The sequence below is a fragment of the Streptomyces sp. NPDC048416 genome, assembly GCF_043200435.1.
Classification (GTDB): domain Bacteria; phylum Actinomycetota; class Actinomycetes; order Streptomycetales; family Streptomycetaceae; genus Streptomyces.
This window is the reverse complement of sequence record NZ_JBICXU010000007.1, coordinates 197,978-214,528: the sequence shown is the minus strand read 5'-3', so window position 1 is coordinate 214,528 and position 16,551 is coordinate 197,978. Positions and strand designations below refer to the sequence as shown.

Genomic DNA, 16,551 nt, shown 5'->3' with positions numbered 1-16,551 from the left:
TGAGGCCGACGGCGGTCGCGCTCCTCCCGTGGGGCCGTGGCCGCCTCACTCCGGCGGCGGGACTTCGCCGAGGGTGTCGAGCGCTTCGGCGAGCCAGCCCGTCCAGAACGTCTCAAGCTCGATGCCGCCGCGCAGCACCAGATGCCGAAGCCGGTCCTGCTCGCTGTCCCGCTCCGGCGGAAAGTCCCGCTCCTCGATCCCGCGGTACGTCGCCAACTGCGCGCGGTGCAGGGCGAGATGGCGCTCCAGCTCGGCCCGCAGGCCGCCGGTGCCGAGCACTGCCGCCGCGCGCACGCGCAGCAGCAGCGGGTCCCGCACGGGTTTGGGGTCCTGCCCGGCCGCCGCCCACCGGGCGAGCTCCGAGCGGCCCGCCCCCAGCACCTCGTACTCCTTCTTCTGCCCCCGGGCCGGGGCCGCGGACGGCAGTACGGCGATGAAGCCCGACTGCTCCAGTTTGCCCAGCTCGCGGTAGATCTGCTGGTGCGTGGCCGACCAGAAGTAGCCGATCGACCTGTCGAAGCGGCGCGTCAGCTCAAGCCCCGACGAGGGCTTTTCGAGCAGCGCGGTCAGGATCGCGTGCGGCAGGGACATGACCGCATCCTAGGTTCGGCCATGCCCCTCACCGTGCCTCGGCCCGTCAGAGCGTCGCGGCCAGCCGGGTGCCCTGGTCGATGGCGCGCTTGGCGTCCAGCTCGGCGGCCACGTCGGCGCCGCCGATCAGATGCACCGTCGCGCCCGCCTCGCTCAGCTCCTCGTACAGGCCGCGCCGCGACTCCTGGCCCGCGCACAGCACGACCGTGTCGACGGCCAGTACGGAGGACTCGCCGTCCACGGTGATGTGCAGGCCCTCGTCGTCGATCCGGTCGTAGCGCACGCCCGGGACCATGGTCACGCCGCGGTGCTTGAGCTCGGTGCGGTGGATCCAGCCCGTCGTCTTGCCGAGCCCCGCGCCGACCTTCGTCGTCTTGCGCTGGAGCAGGTGCACCTGGCGCGGCGGCTTGGGCCGCTCGGCCCGGCGCAGTCCGCCGCGCTCGGCGTACGTGGTGTCGACGCCCCACTGACGGAAATAGGTCTCCGCGTCCAGGCTCGCCGCGTCGCCCCCGTCGGTGAGGAACTCGGCGACGTCGAACCCGATGCCGCCCGCGCCGACGACCGCGACCCGCTCGCCGACCGGCGCCGCATCACGCAGGACGTCGAGATAGCTGACCACGCTCGGGTGGTCGGAGCCGGGGATCTCGGGGGTGCGCGGGGTGACGCCGGTCGCGACGACGATCTCGTCGTACGAGCCGTCGGCGAGGTCGGCGGCAGTCGCCTTCGTGTTCAACTTGACGTCCACGCCGAGGAGTTCGAGCTGCGTACGGTAGTAGCGCAGCGTTTCGTCGAACTCCTCCTTGCCGGGCACCCGCTTGGCGATGTTCAGCTGGCCGCCGATGCGGTCGGCCGCGTCGAACAGCGTGACCGTGTGGCCGCGCCCGGCCGCCGAGACCGCGAAGGCGAGCCCGGCCGGGCCCGCGCCGACCACGGCAAGACGCTTGCGCAGCTTGGTGGGGGAGAGCACGAGCTCCGTCTCGTGGCAGGCGCGCGGGTTGACCAGACAGGAGGTGATCTTCCCGCTGAACGTGTGGTCGAGGCAGGCCTGGTTGCAGCCGATGCAGGTGTTGATGGTCTCGGCGCGGCCGGCGCTCGCCTTGGCGACGAACTCCGGGTCGGCGAGGAAGGGGCGCGCCATCGACACCATGTCCGCGCGGCCATCGGCGAGCAACTGCTCTGCCACCTCGGGGGTGTTGATGCGGTTGCTCATGATCAGCGGGATGGACACCGACCCCATGAGCTTCTTGGTGACCCAGGTGTACGCGCCCCGGGGCACCGAGGTCGCGATCGTCGGGATGCGCGCCTCGTGCCAGCCGACGCCGGTGTTGATGATCGTGGCACCGGCCGCCTCGATGGCGCGGGCGAGGGTGACGACCTCCTCCAGCGTGGAGCCGCCGGGCACCAGGTCCAGCATGGAGAGCCGGTAGATGAGGATGAAGTCGGCGCCGACGCGCTCGCGTGTGCGGCGCACGATCTCGACCGGGAAGCGCATCCGGTTCTCGTAGGAGCCGCCCCAGCGGTCGGTGCGCCGGTTGGTGGCGCCGGCGACGAACTCGTTGATCAGGTAGCCCTCGGAGCCCATGATCTCGACGCCGTCGTACCCCGCGGACTTCGCCAGCTCGGCCGCCCGCACGAAGTCCTCGACGGTCCGCTCCACCGCGTCGTCGCTCAGCTCGTTCGGCACGTACGGGCTGATCGGCGCCTGGAGCGCGCTCGGTGCGACCAGGTCCTCGTGGTAGGCGTACCGGCCGAAGTGCAGGATCTGCATCGCGATCCTGCCGCCCTCGCGGTGCACCGCGTCGGTGACGGTGCGGTGCTGGGCTGCCTCCGCCTCGGTGGTCAGCCGGGCACCGCCCGGATAGGGGCGGCCCGCGTCGTTCGGGGCGATGCCGCCGGTGACGATGAGGCCGACCCCGCCGCGGGCCCGCTCGGCGTAGAACGCGGCCATCCGCTCGAACCCGTTCTCGGCCTCTTCGAGCCCGATGTGCATCGAGCCCATCAGCACCCGGTTGGGCAGCGTGGTGAACCCGAGGTCCAAGGGGCTCAGCAGGTGGGGGTACGCGGTCATGGGGGCGCCTCCGGGTGCGGTGTCGTCGCCTCCCGTTGTAGACCAGCCGGACCCGCTTATGCAACAAGTTGCATAACACTGAGGTGGCACTCACACCCAGGGCGGTGGGCCCTCGGGGATGAGCTGGTGCACGTCGAAGAGCACCGCGGACTCCACGCCGATGGCCGGACCCGCCGCCCGTGCGATCCAGGTCAGGAAGGGGCGCGGGGCGTGCGCGGCGGCGTCCGCACCCAGTCCCTGGGTGTACGCGGCGTGCGCCGCGAGCGAGGCGATGCCCCGCTCCAGGGGCTCCCCGGTCACGTCCACGCCGTGGGTGGGCCGCTCGGCGCCGGCGAACGCGAGGAAACGCACCCCGGACCACGGCTCAAGGCCCTCGTCGCCGAGCTCGGGGAAGATCCAGCGGTTCCCGGCGTCCCGCGCCGCGTCCAGCGCCGCGAGCCCGACGGCCCGGTGGTCGGCCTGGTTGACGAGCCCGCCGATCATCCGCACCGTGTACGCGCCGGAGAGGACCACCTCCGGCCGGCACCGGCGGATGGCCCGCACGATGTCGCGGCGCAGCCGCGGCCCGTACGCCACGACGCCGTCCCGGTATCCGAGGAACTCCACGTCGTTGACGCCGACCTCGCGCGCCCCGGCCAGTTCCTCCGCCTCGCGCAGCGGCGCGGCCCGGTCCGGCGCCATGCCGTCGATGCCTGCCTCACCGCGCGTCGCCAGGAGGTAGCCGACCTGTTTGCCCTGCGTCGTCCAGCGGGCGACCGCGGACGCCGTGCCGTACTCGATGTCGTCCGGGTGCGCCACGACGGCCAGCGCGCGGGACCAGTCCTCCGGCAGCGGGGAAAGCGGCGGCCCGCCGGTGCCACCCTGCTCGGTGAAGGCACTCATGCCTTCATGATGGCTCCGCGCCGCGCCCGACGACAGCGGGGAGCCGGGCCCCGCCCCGCTGTCGTCGGCGCCCGGCTCCCCCCACCGGGGCCGCGCTCGGGAGCGGACGGGGCCTGGGCCCCAGCGACCGGGAGAGGACGGCTCCCGAGTCCTGGCCCAGCGAGCCGGAGCAGCGGCGCCGGAGGGGCTGCACGGGAGGGGGCTGCGCGCCGGGGCGGCCGCGAGGTCGGTCGCACGCCCTGGCCCTCTGCTCACGCGAATGCGGTAGCCGTACGCCTGTGGTGGTTGTACGCCGCGGGCGGGCGCGAGGGGCGGTCGCCCGCCCTGGCCCTCTGCTTACGCCAATGCGGTAGCCGTACGTCTGAGGTGGTTGTACGCCGCGGGCGGCCGCGAGGGGCGGAGGTCGCACGCCCTGTCTCTCTGCTCACGCCAATGCGGTAGCCGTACGCCTGTGGTGGTTGTACGCCGGGGGCGGGCGCGAGGGGGCCGGGGTCGCACACCCCGGCCCTCTGCCCACACCGTGCGGTAGCCCTGCCCACACCGTGCGGTAGCCCCGCTCACACCTTGCGGTAGCCGTACGCCTCTGCCGCGGCCGACTCCACCGCGTCCAGGTCCGCGCCCGCCGAGGCGCTGACGACGGCTGCCACCGCGCCCTCCACGAACGGGGCGTCCACCAGCCGTGTCCCCAAAGGGAGTTCGTCGCCCTCGGCGAGGAGCGCCTTGACCGTGAGGACGGCGCTACCGAGATCCACCAGCACGGCCACACCCGCGCCCGCGTCCACGGACTCGGCCGCCCGGACGATCAGTTCGGCGCTGGTGCCGAGGCCGCCGTCGGGCAGCCCGCCCGCCGCTGCGACGGGCGCGGTGGCGCCGCCGCCCGCGAGGCCCGCGGCCAGCTCGGCGACGGCTTCGGCGACCGCCGCGCTGTGCGAGACGAGCACCACCCCGACCGGCCGCCGTGCCCCGCTCACGCGGCGGCCTCCGCGAGCGCCCCGATGAGCAGCGCCGACGATGTCGCCCCCGGATCCTGATGCCCCACCGACCGCTCCCCGAGATAGCTGGCCCGGCCCTTGCGGGCGCGCAGCGGTACGGTCGCGAGCGCCCCCGCGTCGGCGGCGTCGGCCGCCGCTCCGAAGGACTCACCGAGCGCTTCGGCGGCGGGCAGCAGCGCGTCCAGCATCGTCTTGTCCCCGGCCGCGGCCCCGCCCAGCTGCGCGACCGCGGCGACCCCCGCGCCGAGCGCCTGGGCCAGCTCCTGCCGGGTGACCTCGCGCGCGTCCCCGAGCGCCTTGCCCGTACGGCGCAGCAGCGTCCCGTACAAAGGACCTGAAGCGCCGCCGACCGTGGAGATCAACTGCCGCCCTGCCAGGGCGAGTACGGCCCCCGGGGTGTCCGGGGTCTCCTTGTCGAGGACGCCCGTCACGGCGGTGAAGCCGCGTCGTAGATTGGCGCCGTGGTCGGCGTCGCCGATCGCCGCGTCGAGATCGGTCAGCCGGGCCGCCTCGCGGTCCACCGCGGCGGCGGTGGCGGACATCCAGCGGCACATGAACGCGGCGTCGAGCACAGGCTCTCCCTCAGGCATCGGTTCAGCAACCCCAGCGCAGTGCGGGCGTGTTGACCGGCGCATCCCACAACCGCAGCAATTCCTCATCCATCTGACAGAGCGTCACCGAGCAGCCGGCCATGTCCAACGAGGTGACGTAGTTCCCGACGAGCGTACGGGCCACCGGCACACCGCGCTCGGCGAGCACCCGGTGGACCTCGGCGTTGAATCCGTACAGTTCCAGCAGGGGAGTGGCCCCCATGCCGTTGACGAGGAGCAGGACGGGGCTGGTGGGCCGCAGCTCCTCCAGGACGACGTGCACGGCGTAGTCCGCGATCTCGCGCGACGTCATCATCGCCCGCCGCTCGCGCCCCGGCTCGCCATGGATGCCCACCCCCAACTCCAGCTCGCCCGGCGGAAGTTCGAAGGTCGGGCTGCCCTTGGCTGGGGTCGCGCAGGCGCTCAAAGCCACCCCGAAGCTACGGGCGCTCGCGTTGACCTGACGGGCGATCGCCTCGACCCGCTCCAGGGGGGCGCCCGCCGCGGCGGCGGCCCCGGCGATCTTCTCGACGAACAGGGTGGCGCCGGTGCCGCGCCGGCCCGCGGTGTAGAGGCTGTCGGTGACCGCGACGTCGTCGTCGACCAGCACCTTGGCGACGCTCACGCCCTCGTCCTCGGCCAACTCGGCCGCCATGTCGAAGTTGAGGACATCGCCGGTGTAGTTCTTGACGACGAACAGAACGCCGGCGCCGCCGTCCACGGCCGCCGCGGCCCGCACCATCTGGTCCGGCACGGGCGAGGTGAACACCTCACCGGGGCAGGCGGCGGACAGCATCCCCGGCCCCACGAAGCCCGCGTGCAACGGTTCGTGGCCCGACCCGCCGCCCGAGACCAGGGCCACCTGCCCCGCGACGGGTGCGTCCCGCCGCAGCACCACCCGGTTCTCGACGTCGACGGTTAGGGAGGGATGCGCGGCCGCGATCCCGCGCAGTGCGTCGGAGACGACGCTCTCGGGCACGTTGATGAGCATGTTCACCATGACCTCCAGGCGAGGCGTGCGGAGTGTGCGGGGCCCAGTATTCCGCGCGGCCGAGCTTCCCGGCAGGTGAGCCCGGCACGATCCGGACGAAAGACCCTGGGTCACAGGGGCCGGAGCATGCGACGGCGGGTCGCCTTCTCGATGACGTCGGGGCGATTGGTGATGATGCCGTCGACGCCCAGCTTCACCAGGCCGGTGGCGGCGGCCGGACTGTCCACGGTCCAGGCGTTGACGCGCATCCTGGGCCAGTGCGGTCCCTTGAGGTGGTGCACCGCCTCGACGTACGTGGATGTCACCGCCCGCTGCTCGGAGTTGATCTCGTCGGCGAAGACCGCGTACTGCTTGAGTTGGGAGACCGGAGGGCTGCCCAGGAAGCCGGTGCGCACCGCGGGACGGAGACGGTGCGTGGTGCGCAGCGCGGGGGCGCTGAAACTCTGGACGATCAGACGCCGGGCGACGTGCGGCCCGTCCAGCCAGCCGGCCCGGCCGAGCGCGTCCAGGGTCTGGGTTTCGATGCCCGGGTACAGCTCGGGCTGCTTCAGTTCGAGCAGAAGACTCTGCCCGGTACGGTCGAGCAGGGCCAGATACTCCTGGAGCGTGGGGACGCGTTCGCCGCGGAAGCCGGGGGCGAACCAGCCGCCCGCGTCGAGCGTCTTGATCTCGGCGAGGGAGAACGAGCCCACCGCCCAGGGGGACCGCCCCGGGTAGCGCTGCTCGACATCGGTGGTGCGGGCCAGGGTCGTGTCGTGGATGACGACGAGCGCCCCGTCGCGGGTGCGCTGGACGTCGTTCTCCACCCAGTCGATGCCGAGGCCGGCGGCCCGGCGCACCGAACGGAGTGTGTTCTCCGGCGCGTAGGCCGGGGCCCCGCGGTGCCCGAAGACGGTGACGTGCCCCGCCGGGGCGTGTCGCGTGCGATCGGCGGGCGGAGCGAGGGCGAGGACCCCGCAGAGCGCGCCGAGGACGGTGGACAGTACGGCGATGCGGTGGCGCATGGGCATTCCTCACAACGGCTCGGACCGACGTCCGTGAGGGTGCCAGTCCACCACCCGTGTCAGCGCTCGCGCCGGGGGGCGGCGGTCAAGAACGCGGCCGCGTTCCCCGGTGAGGGTGGCTTCGGTTCGGTCAGAAGGCCCAAGGGCGCGTACCTGAACGGCCCCCTCGCCCCAGCCGGTCCTTCGTCGCCGGGCAGGGTCACTCCTTGCCCTCGTAACGGCGCTCGAAGCGGGCGATGCGGCCCTCCGTGTCGACCGTGCGCGCCCTGCCCGTGTAGAAGGGGTGGCTCTCGGCGGAGATCTCCACGTCGATGACCGGGTAGGTGTTGCCGTCGTCCCAGTCGATCGTCTCCTCGCTCGACGCCGTCGACCGGGTCAGGAAGGCGAATCCGGCGGCGCGGTCACGGAAGACGACCGGCTGGTACGGGGGCTGCTTGTCGCGCTGCATGGGGGCTCCGGGTGTTCGGTCGGCGCGTGTCGCCGCGGGGCTGGGGCTCCGGTCCGGACCGGCCGGGCTCGCGGGGGGCCCGATCCGGACGGACGGTCACTGGGGACCTGCTGGCGTCTCGGGGTGCTCGGCGGTTCCGGGGGCCTCGAAGCCGTCGGCGCGCTCGATGTCGTCCTCGTCGACGACATGCATGGCCGCCTCCTCGGCGGAGGAGGCCGCGCCGTCCAGGCCCACGTCCGTGGCGAGCAGCCGGGTCTCCTCGTCGGGGTGCGCGCCCTCGTCGGGGGCGACGAGCCGTCCGGCGCGGGCGCCGCCGACCTCGTTGTCGCGCGGCTCACCGTCGGTGTCCCAGGTGTCGCCCAGGCCGTCGCCCTCGGCCGTGGCCACCTCGGGAATCTCGTCCGCGAGGCGCCGCTCAAGGCTCTCGCCGCGCAGCCGGCCGGCGGCCGTCACCCCGGAGCGCTCCACGGCGCGGGGGCGTTCGGGCGGCGAGTAGCCCTCGTCGAGAGGGTCGGCGGGCCCGTCGTCCAAGGTGTCCTCGGTGCCCAGGATCCCCTCGTCGTCCTGCACCTCGGAGCCGTCGGGCTGGTAGACATCGTCCCCCCACGCCTCACTGTCGACCACGGCTACCTCCTCGGTCTGCGACCAGCGGTCCGCGCGCCGCGGGGTCCGGCCCGGCAGGCGTCTCCAGTCTCGGCCCGCCCGGCCCCGCCGACCACCGCACGCGAGCCGGCCGGGTGACGCGCCCACCGCGTGCGGTCACCGGACGGCCGCTCCCGGCCGCACGCGCACCGCACCGGGCGCCCTGGACCACTTTGAACGCGTTCAACTTCGTGCGCTAGGGTCGGTCGCACATCGAGGGGGTGGGCCATGAAGATAGTGATTCCCGGCGGAACCGGGCAGGTCGGTTCGGTCCTTGACCGGGCGCTGACCGCCGCGGGCCACGACGTCGTGATCCTCACGCGACGGCCGCGGGGCCCGCGCGAGGTGGGCTGGGACGGCAGGACACTCGGTGCGTGGGCGGACGCCGTCGACGGCAGCGATGTCGTCATCAACCTGGCGGGCCGCAGTGTGAGCTGCCGCTACACCGAGGCGAACCTGCGGGACATGATGGACTCGCGCGTGCAGTCCGCCCATGTCGTGGGCGAGGCGATCGGCGCCGCGGCACGGCCACCGAAGCTCTGGCTCCAGATGAGCACCGCGACCGTCTACGCCCACCGCTTCGACGCCGCCAACGACGAGGCGAGCGGGCTCGTGGGCGGCGCCGAACCGGACGTTCCCGGCCACTGGGCCTTCAGCGTGGAGATCGCCAAGGCGTGGGAGGCGGCCCAGGAAGAGGCCAGGACACCGGACACCCGCAAGGTCGCCCTGCGCTCCGCGATGGTGATGAGCCCCGACCGCGAAGGTGTCTTCGACGTGCTCCTGAAGCTGGCACGGCTCGGGCTCGGCGGGCCCGTCGCGGGCGGGGCGCAGTACGTGTCCTGGATCCATGACCGCGACTTCGTCCGGGCCGTCGAGTTCCTTGTCGGGCGCGACGACATCACCGGCCCGGTCAACCTGGCCGCCCCCGCCCCGCTGCCGCAGCGCGCGTTCATGCGGGCCCTGCGCGCAGCCTGGGGCGTTCCGCTCGGCCTGCCCGCCACCAGGTGGATGGCGGAGCTCGGCGCGTTCGCGCTGCGCTCGGACACCGAGCTGCTGCTCAAGAGCCGCCGGGTGGTGCCCGGCCGTCTCCTGGACGCGGGCTTCGCCTTCGAGCACCCCGAGTGGCCAAAGGCCGCCGCCGACCTCGTCCGGCGGGTGCGCACCCGGCGTCGGAGTGCCGTCTAGGGGGTGTCTGGTGGATCAGGGTCGGTCAGGGTGCCGTGCCAGGCGCCGCACCCCCGGCCATGATCCACCAGACACCCCCTAGCCCGACCTGCCCGCCAGGTGGGCGCGTCCGCGGGCGAATCCGGCGAGCACGAGCAGCCAGGCCGCGAGCGCGGCCCACAGGACGACCACGCCCAGCGTGTGCAGCCAGGCGTTTCCGGTGACCGCGGAGGCGGAGAGCGCGGCGACCGCGGTCATGCCGAGCGGGAAGACCGTGGACCAGCGCCGGATGTCGTAGCGGGGGCGCGGGCTTCGCACCTCGGCGGCCAGGAGTACCGCGCACGCGCCGAGATTGACCGCGAGCAGGACCAGCATGGTCGTGCGCAGGGCGGTGTGTGCGGCGCCGGTCCACAGCGGGGACCCGGTGAGTTTCGCCGCGGCGAGCGCCGAGATGGCCGGCGCGCCGCCGCCGATCCACTGGTCGCCCGCCCCGGTGCTCACCTCCCGGAAGTCGAACCGGACCAGTGCCTCCCCGTAGAGGAAGAGGCCGAGCACGAGCGCCGCGAGGGCGGCCCTGCCGAGCCAGTCGCCCGCGCCGGCCAGGGACAGCGTCGCGGCGAGTACCGCGAGGCCCTGCGTGGCGACGCAGACGAGGAAGGCCGCGCCCGGCATGCGGCGGTGCCAGTGGCGTACCACCGCCATGAGCAGCCCGGGCCAGATCACCGCGGCGAGCGCGAGCAGCGCCGCGGCCACCTCCGGCCGGCCCAGCGCGCAGAGCCGGGTGCCGAGCACCGTGGTGGCGGCGACGGCGGTGAGCGCGGCCGGCGTGTCCGCCTCGCCGGACCAGCGCGCCCGGTTCGCGACCAGCCGCCAGGCGAAGTCACCGGCGAGCAGCAGCCACAGCAGCACCGCGAGGGCGAGCCACATCCCGGAGAGCGTTGCGTGGCCGGTCAGGTGCAGGCCGATGGAGATGATCGCGGTGGCCATGACGGCGCCACCGGCGGCCGGAGGCAGCTCCGCCCACCATGGCGCGTCCTGGCGGTTCATGGGCCCATCTCAACGCGGCAGGGCCCCCGTCGCCACCGAGGTGGCGTGCCCGTGAAGATGCTTGTATAGTACAACTCATAGAAGTTGTAAAAGCCAACCATTGGGTTAGCGGCCGGTCCCGCATCCATGAACCCGATCAGAAGGGTCCGCTCATGTCCGGAGGTCACAAGGCAGGACGGCCCGGCGCACCGGGCGACGTGCGCAGGACGCCGTCGAACCCCGCGCTGCGGCACGTCCTCACGCATCTGATCACCCCGCTCCTGATGTGCCTGGGCATGGGACTCGCCTACCTCGGCGCGTTCGCCACCCCCGAGCCGCACCACCTGCCGGTCGCGGTCGTCGGAGCGGGGCCCGAGGCGAAGGTGTTCGCGCAGACGGTGAAGGGCAAGGCGGGCGACGCGCTCGACGTCCGTACCGTCGCCGACCGTGCCGCCGCCGTCGACCTGCTCAAGTCCCGTGACATCTCCGGTGCTTACGTCCTCGACGCGAAGGCGCCCGAAGTCATCGTCGCCTCGGCCGGTTCGGACATGAGCGCCACCGCCGTCGAGAAGGTCTTCACGCCGGCGGCCACTGCCCAGGGCGTCCCCCTGAAGATCACCGATGTGGTGCCGCCGGTCTCCGGCGACCCGACGGGCTCGGGCATCTTCTTCCTGCTCATCGCGGTGAGCATCGGCTCCTACGCATCCGTCGCCGTCCTTGGCGCCGCAGGAGCGGGCCTTTCGCTCAGGACGCGTGCGGCCCTCGTGGCCGGGGTGTCCTTCGTGGTCTCCCTGATCGGCGCCGCCTTCGCCGGACCGCTGTTCCACCTGGTGGACCACGGCCTGTGGGGCGTGTGGGCGATGTCCTGGCTGTATTCGGCGGGCATCCTTTTCCTCGGCGCCGGACTCCACACCTTCTTCAAGCGCTGGACCACGCTCGCCGTGATGGTGCTCTTCGTGATGCTCAACTTCACGAGTTCGGGCGGTTTGTTCCGCCCCGAACTCCAGGACGGCTTCTTCGGCGGCCTGCACGCCTTCTGGAACGGCGCCGGCCTCGTCGAGGGCATCCGCGACCTGGTCTACTTCGGCGGCCACGACCTGGCCCGCAACGTGTGGGTCCTCGCAGCCTGGCTGGTCCTCGGCCTCGCCGTGATGGCCGTCGCGGGCACCGTCGAACGCCGCAGGACCACGGCCGCAACCCCCGCCGGGGCGACCACCACCGCGGTGACGCCGTCCGTCGCGCGGCGGTCGGGAGGCGCGGCTGAAGCCGTGGAATCCGGTGAAGCGGCCGAAGCGGCCGAAGCGGCCGAAGCGGCCGAAGCCGCCCATGCCGCCCATGCCGCCGAAGCCGCTGAAGTCGCGCAGGAAGAAGAGGAGATCGAGGAGACCGTCGGCGTCTGAGGGGGGCGACGTCTGACGGACGGTACCTGAGGGTGCGGTGTCTGACGGACGGTACCTGAGGGTGCGGTGTCTGACGGGCGGTACCTGAGGGGCCGGTGTCTGACGGGGCGGTGTCGGAGGAGACGGTGTCTGAGGAGGCGGTGTTCGCGCGGCGGTGTCCGATGGGCGCCGCGCCCCGCCGCCCCGCCGCCCCGCCGCCTCGCCGCCTCGCCACCCCGCCCGTGCCGGTCGCGGAATTCGGTGGCTGTTGACACTGTGGGCCTGGTGACGGCGGCGCGGGAAGCGACACCTGGGAGGCACCGATGACGACACACCGCACACCACGGGTCCGCCGGGTCTACGACCCGCCCGAAAAGGCCGACGGCGTACGGGTCCTGGTCGATCGCCTCTGGCCCAGGGGGCTGTCCAAGGAACACGCCGCCGTAGACGAATGGCTCAAGGACCTCACCCCCTCGACGGAACTGCGCCGCTGGTACCACGAGGACCGCACGCGCTTCGAGGAGTTCCAGGAACGCTACGAGGCCGAACTGGCCGGACCCGAGCCGAGCCGCGCCCTCGACCGGCTGCGGGACCTGGTGAAAGAGCACACCCTCACCCTGGTCACCGCCGCGAAGGACGTCGACCACAGCCACCTACCGACCCTCCTGTCGGCGCTCCAGGGCGGCCGGTCCTGCTGACGAGGCATCCGTACGGGCGAACCCGGCGGGCGGGCCGCCGCTGCCCCGGTTAGGCAGGGGGCATGGGAGCGATGTCACGGATGGGCACGATCGACCGCCGCTGGTTCGAGCGCGTGGCCACCGCACGCCTGGCCGGCGCGGACCAGGTACTGCCCCGCCTGAGCCGCGCAGCCAACCACGGCGGCCTGTGGCTGGCGACCGCGGCCGTACTCGTCGCGGCCGGCGGCCCCACGGCCCGCCGGGCCGCCCGGCGCGGAGTGGGCGCCCTGGCGCTGGCCTCGCTCACCACCAACACCGTCGCCAAGTACGCCGCCCGGCGCGGACGTCCGGTGGCCGACGCCGTGCCGCTGGTGCGTCGCCTGGCGCGGGCGCCACACACCTCCTCGTTCCCCTCGGGACACTCCGCGTCGGCCGCCGCCTTCGCCACCGGCGTGGCCCTTGAGTCCACCCGGTACGGCGCCCTGGTCGCGCCCGCCGCCGCGGCCGTGGCGTTCTCCCGGGTCTACGTCGGCGTCCACTACCCGGGCGACGTGCTGGCAGGCTGTGTGCTCGGCGCGGCCGCGGCCGCCGTCACGTGCTACTGGTGGCCGCCCAGGCCCCTGCCCGTACACCCGCTGCACACGCGCGCCGCGGCGCCCGTCCTGCGGCGCGGACAGGGCCTCGTGGTGGTCGTCAACGGCGGCTCAGGCAAAGGGGTTCCGGGCCGCCTGCCCGCGCGGGACCATCTGAGGCTGCTGCTGCCCGAGGCCGAGATCATGGAACTCGGGCCCGACGACGACCTGGGTGAACTCCTCGACGCGGCAGTCGCCCGGGCGGGCCGGCTCGCCGGGGTGCTCGGCGTGTGCGGCGGCGACGGCACCGTGAACGCGGCCGGTGAACGCGCCGCCCGGGCCGGCCTCCCGCTCGCCGTCTTCCCCGGCGGCACCTTCAACCACTTCGCCCTCGACGTGGGCGTCGCCGCCTTCGAGGACACCGTGTACGCCCTCGAACACGGCGAGGCGATCCGGGTCGACCTGGCTCGGGTACGCGACGGCGGGGGACGGGACGTCGCCGCGTTCCTCAACACGTTCAGCATCGGCCTCTACCCGGACCTGGTCCGCGTGCGCGAGGGTCTGGAGGGCCGGCTCGGCAAGTGGCCTGCCGCCACGATCGCGCTCGTCCGGGTGCTGCGCACCGCCACCCCCCTGCGTCTGCGGATCGACGGCCGGCCGCGCGCACTGTGGCTGCTGTTCGCGGGCAACGGCCACTATCAGCCCGAAGGGCTCGCCCCCTCGCACCGGCCCCGTCTCGACGAGGGCCTGCTCGACCTGCGTACCGTCGACGCCGATGCGCCACTGGCGCGGGTGCGCCTGGCCGTCTCCGCGCTGGCCGGCGCGCTGCGGCGCTCGCACGTCTACCGGGCCGAACGCGTACGGTCGGTCCGCATCACCGGCCTGGAAAGCGTCAACTCCCTTGCGTACGACGGGGAGACGGTGGCCGCGCCTGACGGTCTGGTCCTCGACAAGCAGGACCGGGCGCTCACCGTCTACAGCCCCGCCGAGGCCCAGGACGAGCTCGCCCAGCGGGCCCGCACCGCGACGGCCGCCATCGCCGCGGGTGCCACCGCGGCCCGTGCGAAGCCGACGCCCTGAGGCCGCCGTCCGCCGAGGCCCGGCCACCCCGCATGGAGTGCGGGCAGGCCGCACATCCTGACCGGCGCCACCGGCAGCGAGCGGGGTACGTTCGCCGCTCACTCGGGGCCGCCGTGGCACAGGCGCCGACCGCCCGACATGCCGACCGTTTGCGTTGGAGCACACTCCAACTCGTAGCGTCTGAGCCATGAACAGCGCGGAGAACACGAAGAACACGGCAGGCCACGCGATCGCGGGGGACGGCGCCGAGACGACCGACGAAAGGTTCGAGCGCGGGCTCGCGCTGCTGCGCACCGTCGGCGGGCAGCAGCGGCCGGCCGTCCTGGACAGCCTGGCCGACATCGCGCCCGACCTCGGCCGGATGACCGTCGCCTTCGGCTACGGCGATGTCCTGTCCCGCCCCGGACTCACCCTGCGGCAGCGGCAGATCGCCACCGTGGGCGCGCTGGCCGCGATGGGCAACGCGGCGCCGCAGCTGCGCTTCCACATCGACGGCGCCCTCAATGTGGGGGTCAGCCCGGCGGAGGTGGTGGAACTCCTCGTCCACACCGCCGTGTACGCGGGTTTCCCCGCCGCCCTGAACGGCATCGCGGCCGCCCGCGAGGTCTTCGAGTCCCGCCCCGACGTCGCGGCCACCCCGGTCGAGACCGCGCCGCTGCCGGGCGATCGGTACGAGCGCGGGCTCACCAAGCTGGCCGAGGTCGACGGGCACGCCGGTGACGAGGTCGTCGCCTCGCTGCGGAACATCGCGCCCGATCTGGCGCGCTACATCATCGAGTTCGCCTTCGGAGACGTCTACTCGCGTCCCGGGCTCGACCTGAAATCACGCGAGTTGGCCGCCGTCGCCATGTGCACCGCGCTCGGCACGGCGGCCCCGCAGCTGCGCGTCCACATCCACGGGCTGCTCAACGTGGGCGGCACCCGCGAGGAGGTCGTCGAGGTCATCACACAGATGGCGGGCTACGCCGGTTTCCCCGCGGCGCTCAACGGCATCACCGCCGCCCGCGAGGTCTTCGCGGAGCGCGCGGCGAGCTGAGAGAAAAGGGCCGGGCGCCGCGAGGGGAGGGCGCGGTCGGCACGACGTGCTCCCGGCGGGCCCGGGCGGCCCGGGCGGACCGGGCCGACCGGGGAGCACGTCCGGGTGGCACGCTCCCTCAGGGGAGCAGCTTGTCCAGGGCGGCGGGACCCTCCGCGGCCAGCTTGCGCTCGGCCCAGGCCAGGTTCTGCGGATTGATGTCCCGGCCGGATGCGAGCACCAGGTCCTCGGCGGTGACCTCGCCCCCGGCCCCCGTGTGCAGCAGCGCGTCGGGGGTCACGGGGTCGGGCTGCGAGCTGGAATCGGACCGGTCGTTCATGCCGCCTCCTACGTTCGTCCAGTAATGCACCATTCTGGCCCCCGCCTACCCGGTCCGCATCCGGCCCACACGCCCCGTCGACACCATGGAGGGGCCCTCCGGCGCGGCCACGCCACCGGCGCCGCCGCCCGCACGTCCGGAGCGCCGCGTACGGCTGTCGCGGTCCCCGCATCGTGTGGCTGCGGGCGGCCCCCGCACGGGCCGGGCCGGTATCGGCCGGTACCGGCCAGGGCCTCCGTGCCGCCCGCACGTCCGGAGCGCCCGTACGGCCGTCGCGGTCCTCGCATCGCGTGGCTGCGGGTGGCCCCCCGCACGGGCCAGCCTGGTATCGGCCGGTATCGGCCAGGGGCCTCGGCGCCCCGGTGGCCGGACGGCGCCGTGCATCTGCGCCATCCCGGGGCCCGCGCCCCCGGACTCAGGAAGCCGCGTACACCCGGCCCGCATACGTCGCGAAGGCCTCCGCGGTGAGCTTGCGGGCCAGGTCCGCCTCGGTGATCATGCCGACCGGGTTGCCGTCCTCGACGACCACGATCCGCCGGATCCGCGCCTCGCTCATCGCCTTCACCGCGAGCGTGGCGTCCGAGCCCGCGTCGACGGTGTGCACACCGCCCTCGGCGAGTTCGCCCGCGGTGACTTCGGCGGCGTCCTTGCCCGCGGCGAGCGCCTTCACCACGATGTCGCGGTCGGTCACGATGCCGGTCAGAGTGCCGTCACTGCCCTTGACCGGCAACGCACCGATCTTGTGGTCGCGCATCAACTGGGCGGCCCGGTCGAGGGTTTCGGACGCCGGGACACAGCGCACATCGGCGGTCATCAGGTCGCGGGCAGTGGCCACGGGGAGCCTCCGGGTTCGAGGGAGCGGATGTCGGGGGAAGGGATACGGAGCGCAACACAACACCTCGGCCATGCTCGCCGCACGCATGGACCCCGGGCGAACGCTCGGCGCCGTTCGGGGGACCGGGACGTCGCCGGGATGCCTCCTGCGACGGGCGGCCGTACCGGCGGCACACGGAAGGCCTGCCGCCCGCCGCCCTTCCGCATTCTTGGAACACGTTCTACTGTGTGCGCCGCCGTACCGCGACCGTACTGG

At 73.5% G+C, this 16,551-nt stretch carries 17 protein-coding genes; 5 read left to right on the top strand and 12 right to left on the bottom strand.

What is annotated here, in order from left to right; translation table 11 throughout:
* Positions 1–45: 45 nt before the first annotated feature.
* The 9 genes from ACGFW5_RS12465 to ACGFW5_RS12425 all read right to left on the bottom strand — a co-directional run bounded on the left by ACGFW5_RS12465 (position 46) and on the right by ACGFW5_RS12425 (position 8,190).
* Positions 46–591, bottom strand: coding sequence for a PadR family transcriptional regulator (locus tag ACGFW5_RS12465; protein WP_393834145.1), 546 nt, complete (start codon positions 589–591; stop codon positions 46–48).
* A 46-nt stretch (positions 592–637) separates the two neighbouring features.
* Positions 638–2,659 carry an FAD-dependent oxidoreductase gene (locus ACGFW5_RS12460; RefSeq protein ID WP_393834144.1) on the bottom strand — a complete coding sequence of 674 codons (2,022 nt, stop codon included), beginning with the start codon at positions 2,657–2,659 and terminating at the stop codon, positions 638–640.
* A gap of 90 nt (positions 2,660–2,749) precedes the next feature.
* On the bottom strand, positions 2,750–3,541 hold the full coding sequence (locus ACGFW5_RS12455) for a PIG-L deacetylase family protein (RefSeq protein ID WP_393834143.1): 792 nt from the start codon (positions 3,539–3,541) through the stop codon (positions 2,750–2,752).
* 557 nt (positions 3,542–4,098) lie between these two features.
* Positions 4,099–4,512 carry a PTS-dependent dihydroxyacetone kinase phosphotransferase subunit DhaM gene (locus ACGFW5_RS12450; protein ID WP_393834142.1) on the bottom strand — a complete coding sequence of 138 codons (414 nt, stop codon included), beginning with the start codon at positions 4,510–4,512 and terminating at the stop codon, positions 4,099–4,101.
* Positions 4,509–5,105, bottom strand: a complete 597-nt coding sequence (gene dhaL / locus ACGFW5_RS12445; RefSeq protein ID WP_393834244.1) for a dihydroxyacetone kinase subunit DhaL — start codon at positions 5,103–5,105, stop codon at positions 4,509–4,511. The genes ACGFW5_RS12450 and dhaL overlap by 4 nt, the downstream gene beginning before the upstream one ends.
* 22 nt (positions 5,106–5,127) lie before the next feature.
* Positions 5,128–6,120 carry a dihydroxyacetone kinase subunit DhaK gene (gene dhaK / locus ACGFW5_RS12440; protein WP_393834243.1) on the bottom strand — a complete coding sequence of 331 codons (993 nt, stop codon included), beginning with the start codon at positions 6,118–6,120 and terminating at the stop codon, positions 5,128–5,130.
* 104 nt (positions 6,121–6,224) lie between these two features.
* Positions 6,225–7,118 (bottom strand): glycerophosphodiester phosphodiesterase, encoded by an 894-nt coding sequence (locus tag ACGFW5_RS12435; protein ID WP_393834141.1) that lies wholly within the window; start codon positions 7,116–7,118, stop codon positions 6,225–6,227.
* 199 nt (positions 7,119–7,317) lie between these two features.
* A complete protein-coding gene (locus ACGFW5_RS12430) occupies positions 7,318–7,566 on the bottom strand; it encodes a type B 50S ribosomal protein L31 (protein WP_393834140.1) in 249 nt (82 codons plus the stop codon).
* Between the two features lie 96 nt (positions 7,567–7,662).
* Positions 7,663–8,190: a DUF5709 domain-containing protein gene (locus ACGFW5_RS12425; protein WP_393834139.1), complete on the bottom strand. Its 528-nt coding sequence runs from the start codon at positions 8,188–8,190 to the stop codon at positions 7,663–7,665.
* Between the two features lie 246 nt (positions 8,191–8,436).
* Here ACGFW5_RS12425 and ACGFW5_RS12420 point away from each other — a divergent pair, with 246 nt between their 5' ends.
* On the top strand, positions 8,437–9,393 hold the full coding sequence (locus tag ACGFW5_RS12420; protein ID WP_393834138.1) for an epimerase: 957 nt from the start codon (positions 8,437–8,439) through the stop codon (positions 9,391–9,393).
* Positions 9,394–9,471: 78 nt separating this feature from the next.
* Here the strand turns inward: ACGFW5_RS12420 and ACGFW5_RS12415 are convergent, their stop codons facing one another.
* Positions 9,472–10,419 carry a hypothetical protein gene (locus tag ACGFW5_RS12415; protein WP_393834137.1) on the bottom strand — a complete coding sequence of 316 codons (948 nt, stop codon included), beginning with the start codon at positions 10,417–10,419 and terminating at the stop codon, positions 9,472–9,474.
* A gap of 263 nt (positions 10,420–10,682) precedes the next feature.
* Between ACGFW5_RS12415 and ACGFW5_RS12410 the strand changes: the two genes are divergently transcribed.
* The 4 genes from ACGFW5_RS12410 (at position 10,683) to ACGFW5_RS12395 (ending at position 15,142) form a co-directional block, all read left to right on the top strand.
* Complete coding sequence (locus tag ACGFW5_RS12410; RefSeq protein ID WP_393834242.1) at positions 10,683–11,798, top strand: hypothetical protein; 1,116 nt, start codon at positions 10,683–10,685, stop codon at positions 11,796–11,798.
* Between the two features lie 302 nt (positions 11,799–12,100).
* Positions 12,101–12,475 (top strand): DUF488 domain-containing protein, encoded by a 375-nt coding sequence (locus ACGFW5_RS12405; RefSeq protein WP_393834136.1) that lies wholly within the window; start codon positions 12,101–12,103, stop codon positions 12,473–12,475.
* A gap of 71 nt (positions 12,476–12,546) precedes the next feature.
* Entirely contained in the window at positions 12,547–14,106 is a 1,560-nt protein-coding gene (locus ACGFW5_RS12400; RefSeq protein ID WP_393834241.1) for a bifunctional phosphatase PAP2/diacylglycerol kinase family protein, read from the top strand.
* Between the two features lie 187 nt (positions 14,107–14,293).
* A complete protein-coding gene (locus ACGFW5_RS12395; protein ID WP_393834135.1) occupies positions 14,294–15,142 on the top strand; it encodes a carboxymuconolactone decarboxylase family protein in 849 nt (282 codons plus the stop codon).
* A 118-nt stretch (positions 15,143–15,260) separates the two neighbouring features.
* Here the strand turns inward: ACGFW5_RS12395 and ACGFW5_RS12390 are convergent, their stop codons facing one another.
* Together ACGFW5_RS12390 and ACGFW5_RS12385 are read right to left on the bottom strand one after the other, a co-directional pair.
* The gene (locus tag ACGFW5_RS12390; RefSeq protein ID WP_393834134.1) at positions 15,261–15,461 is read right to left on the bottom strand and encodes a hypothetical protein; all 201 of its coding nucleotides are present in this window, start codon (positions 15,459–15,461) and stop codon (positions 15,261–15,263) included.
* A gap of 415 nt (positions 15,462–15,876) precedes the next feature.
* Positions 15,877–16,296, bottom strand: coding sequence for a CBS domain-containing protein (locus ACGFW5_RS12385; RefSeq protein ID WP_393834133.1), 420 nt, complete (start codon positions 16,294–16,296; stop codon positions 15,877–15,879).
* Positions 16,297–16,551 lie beyond the last annotated feature (255 nt).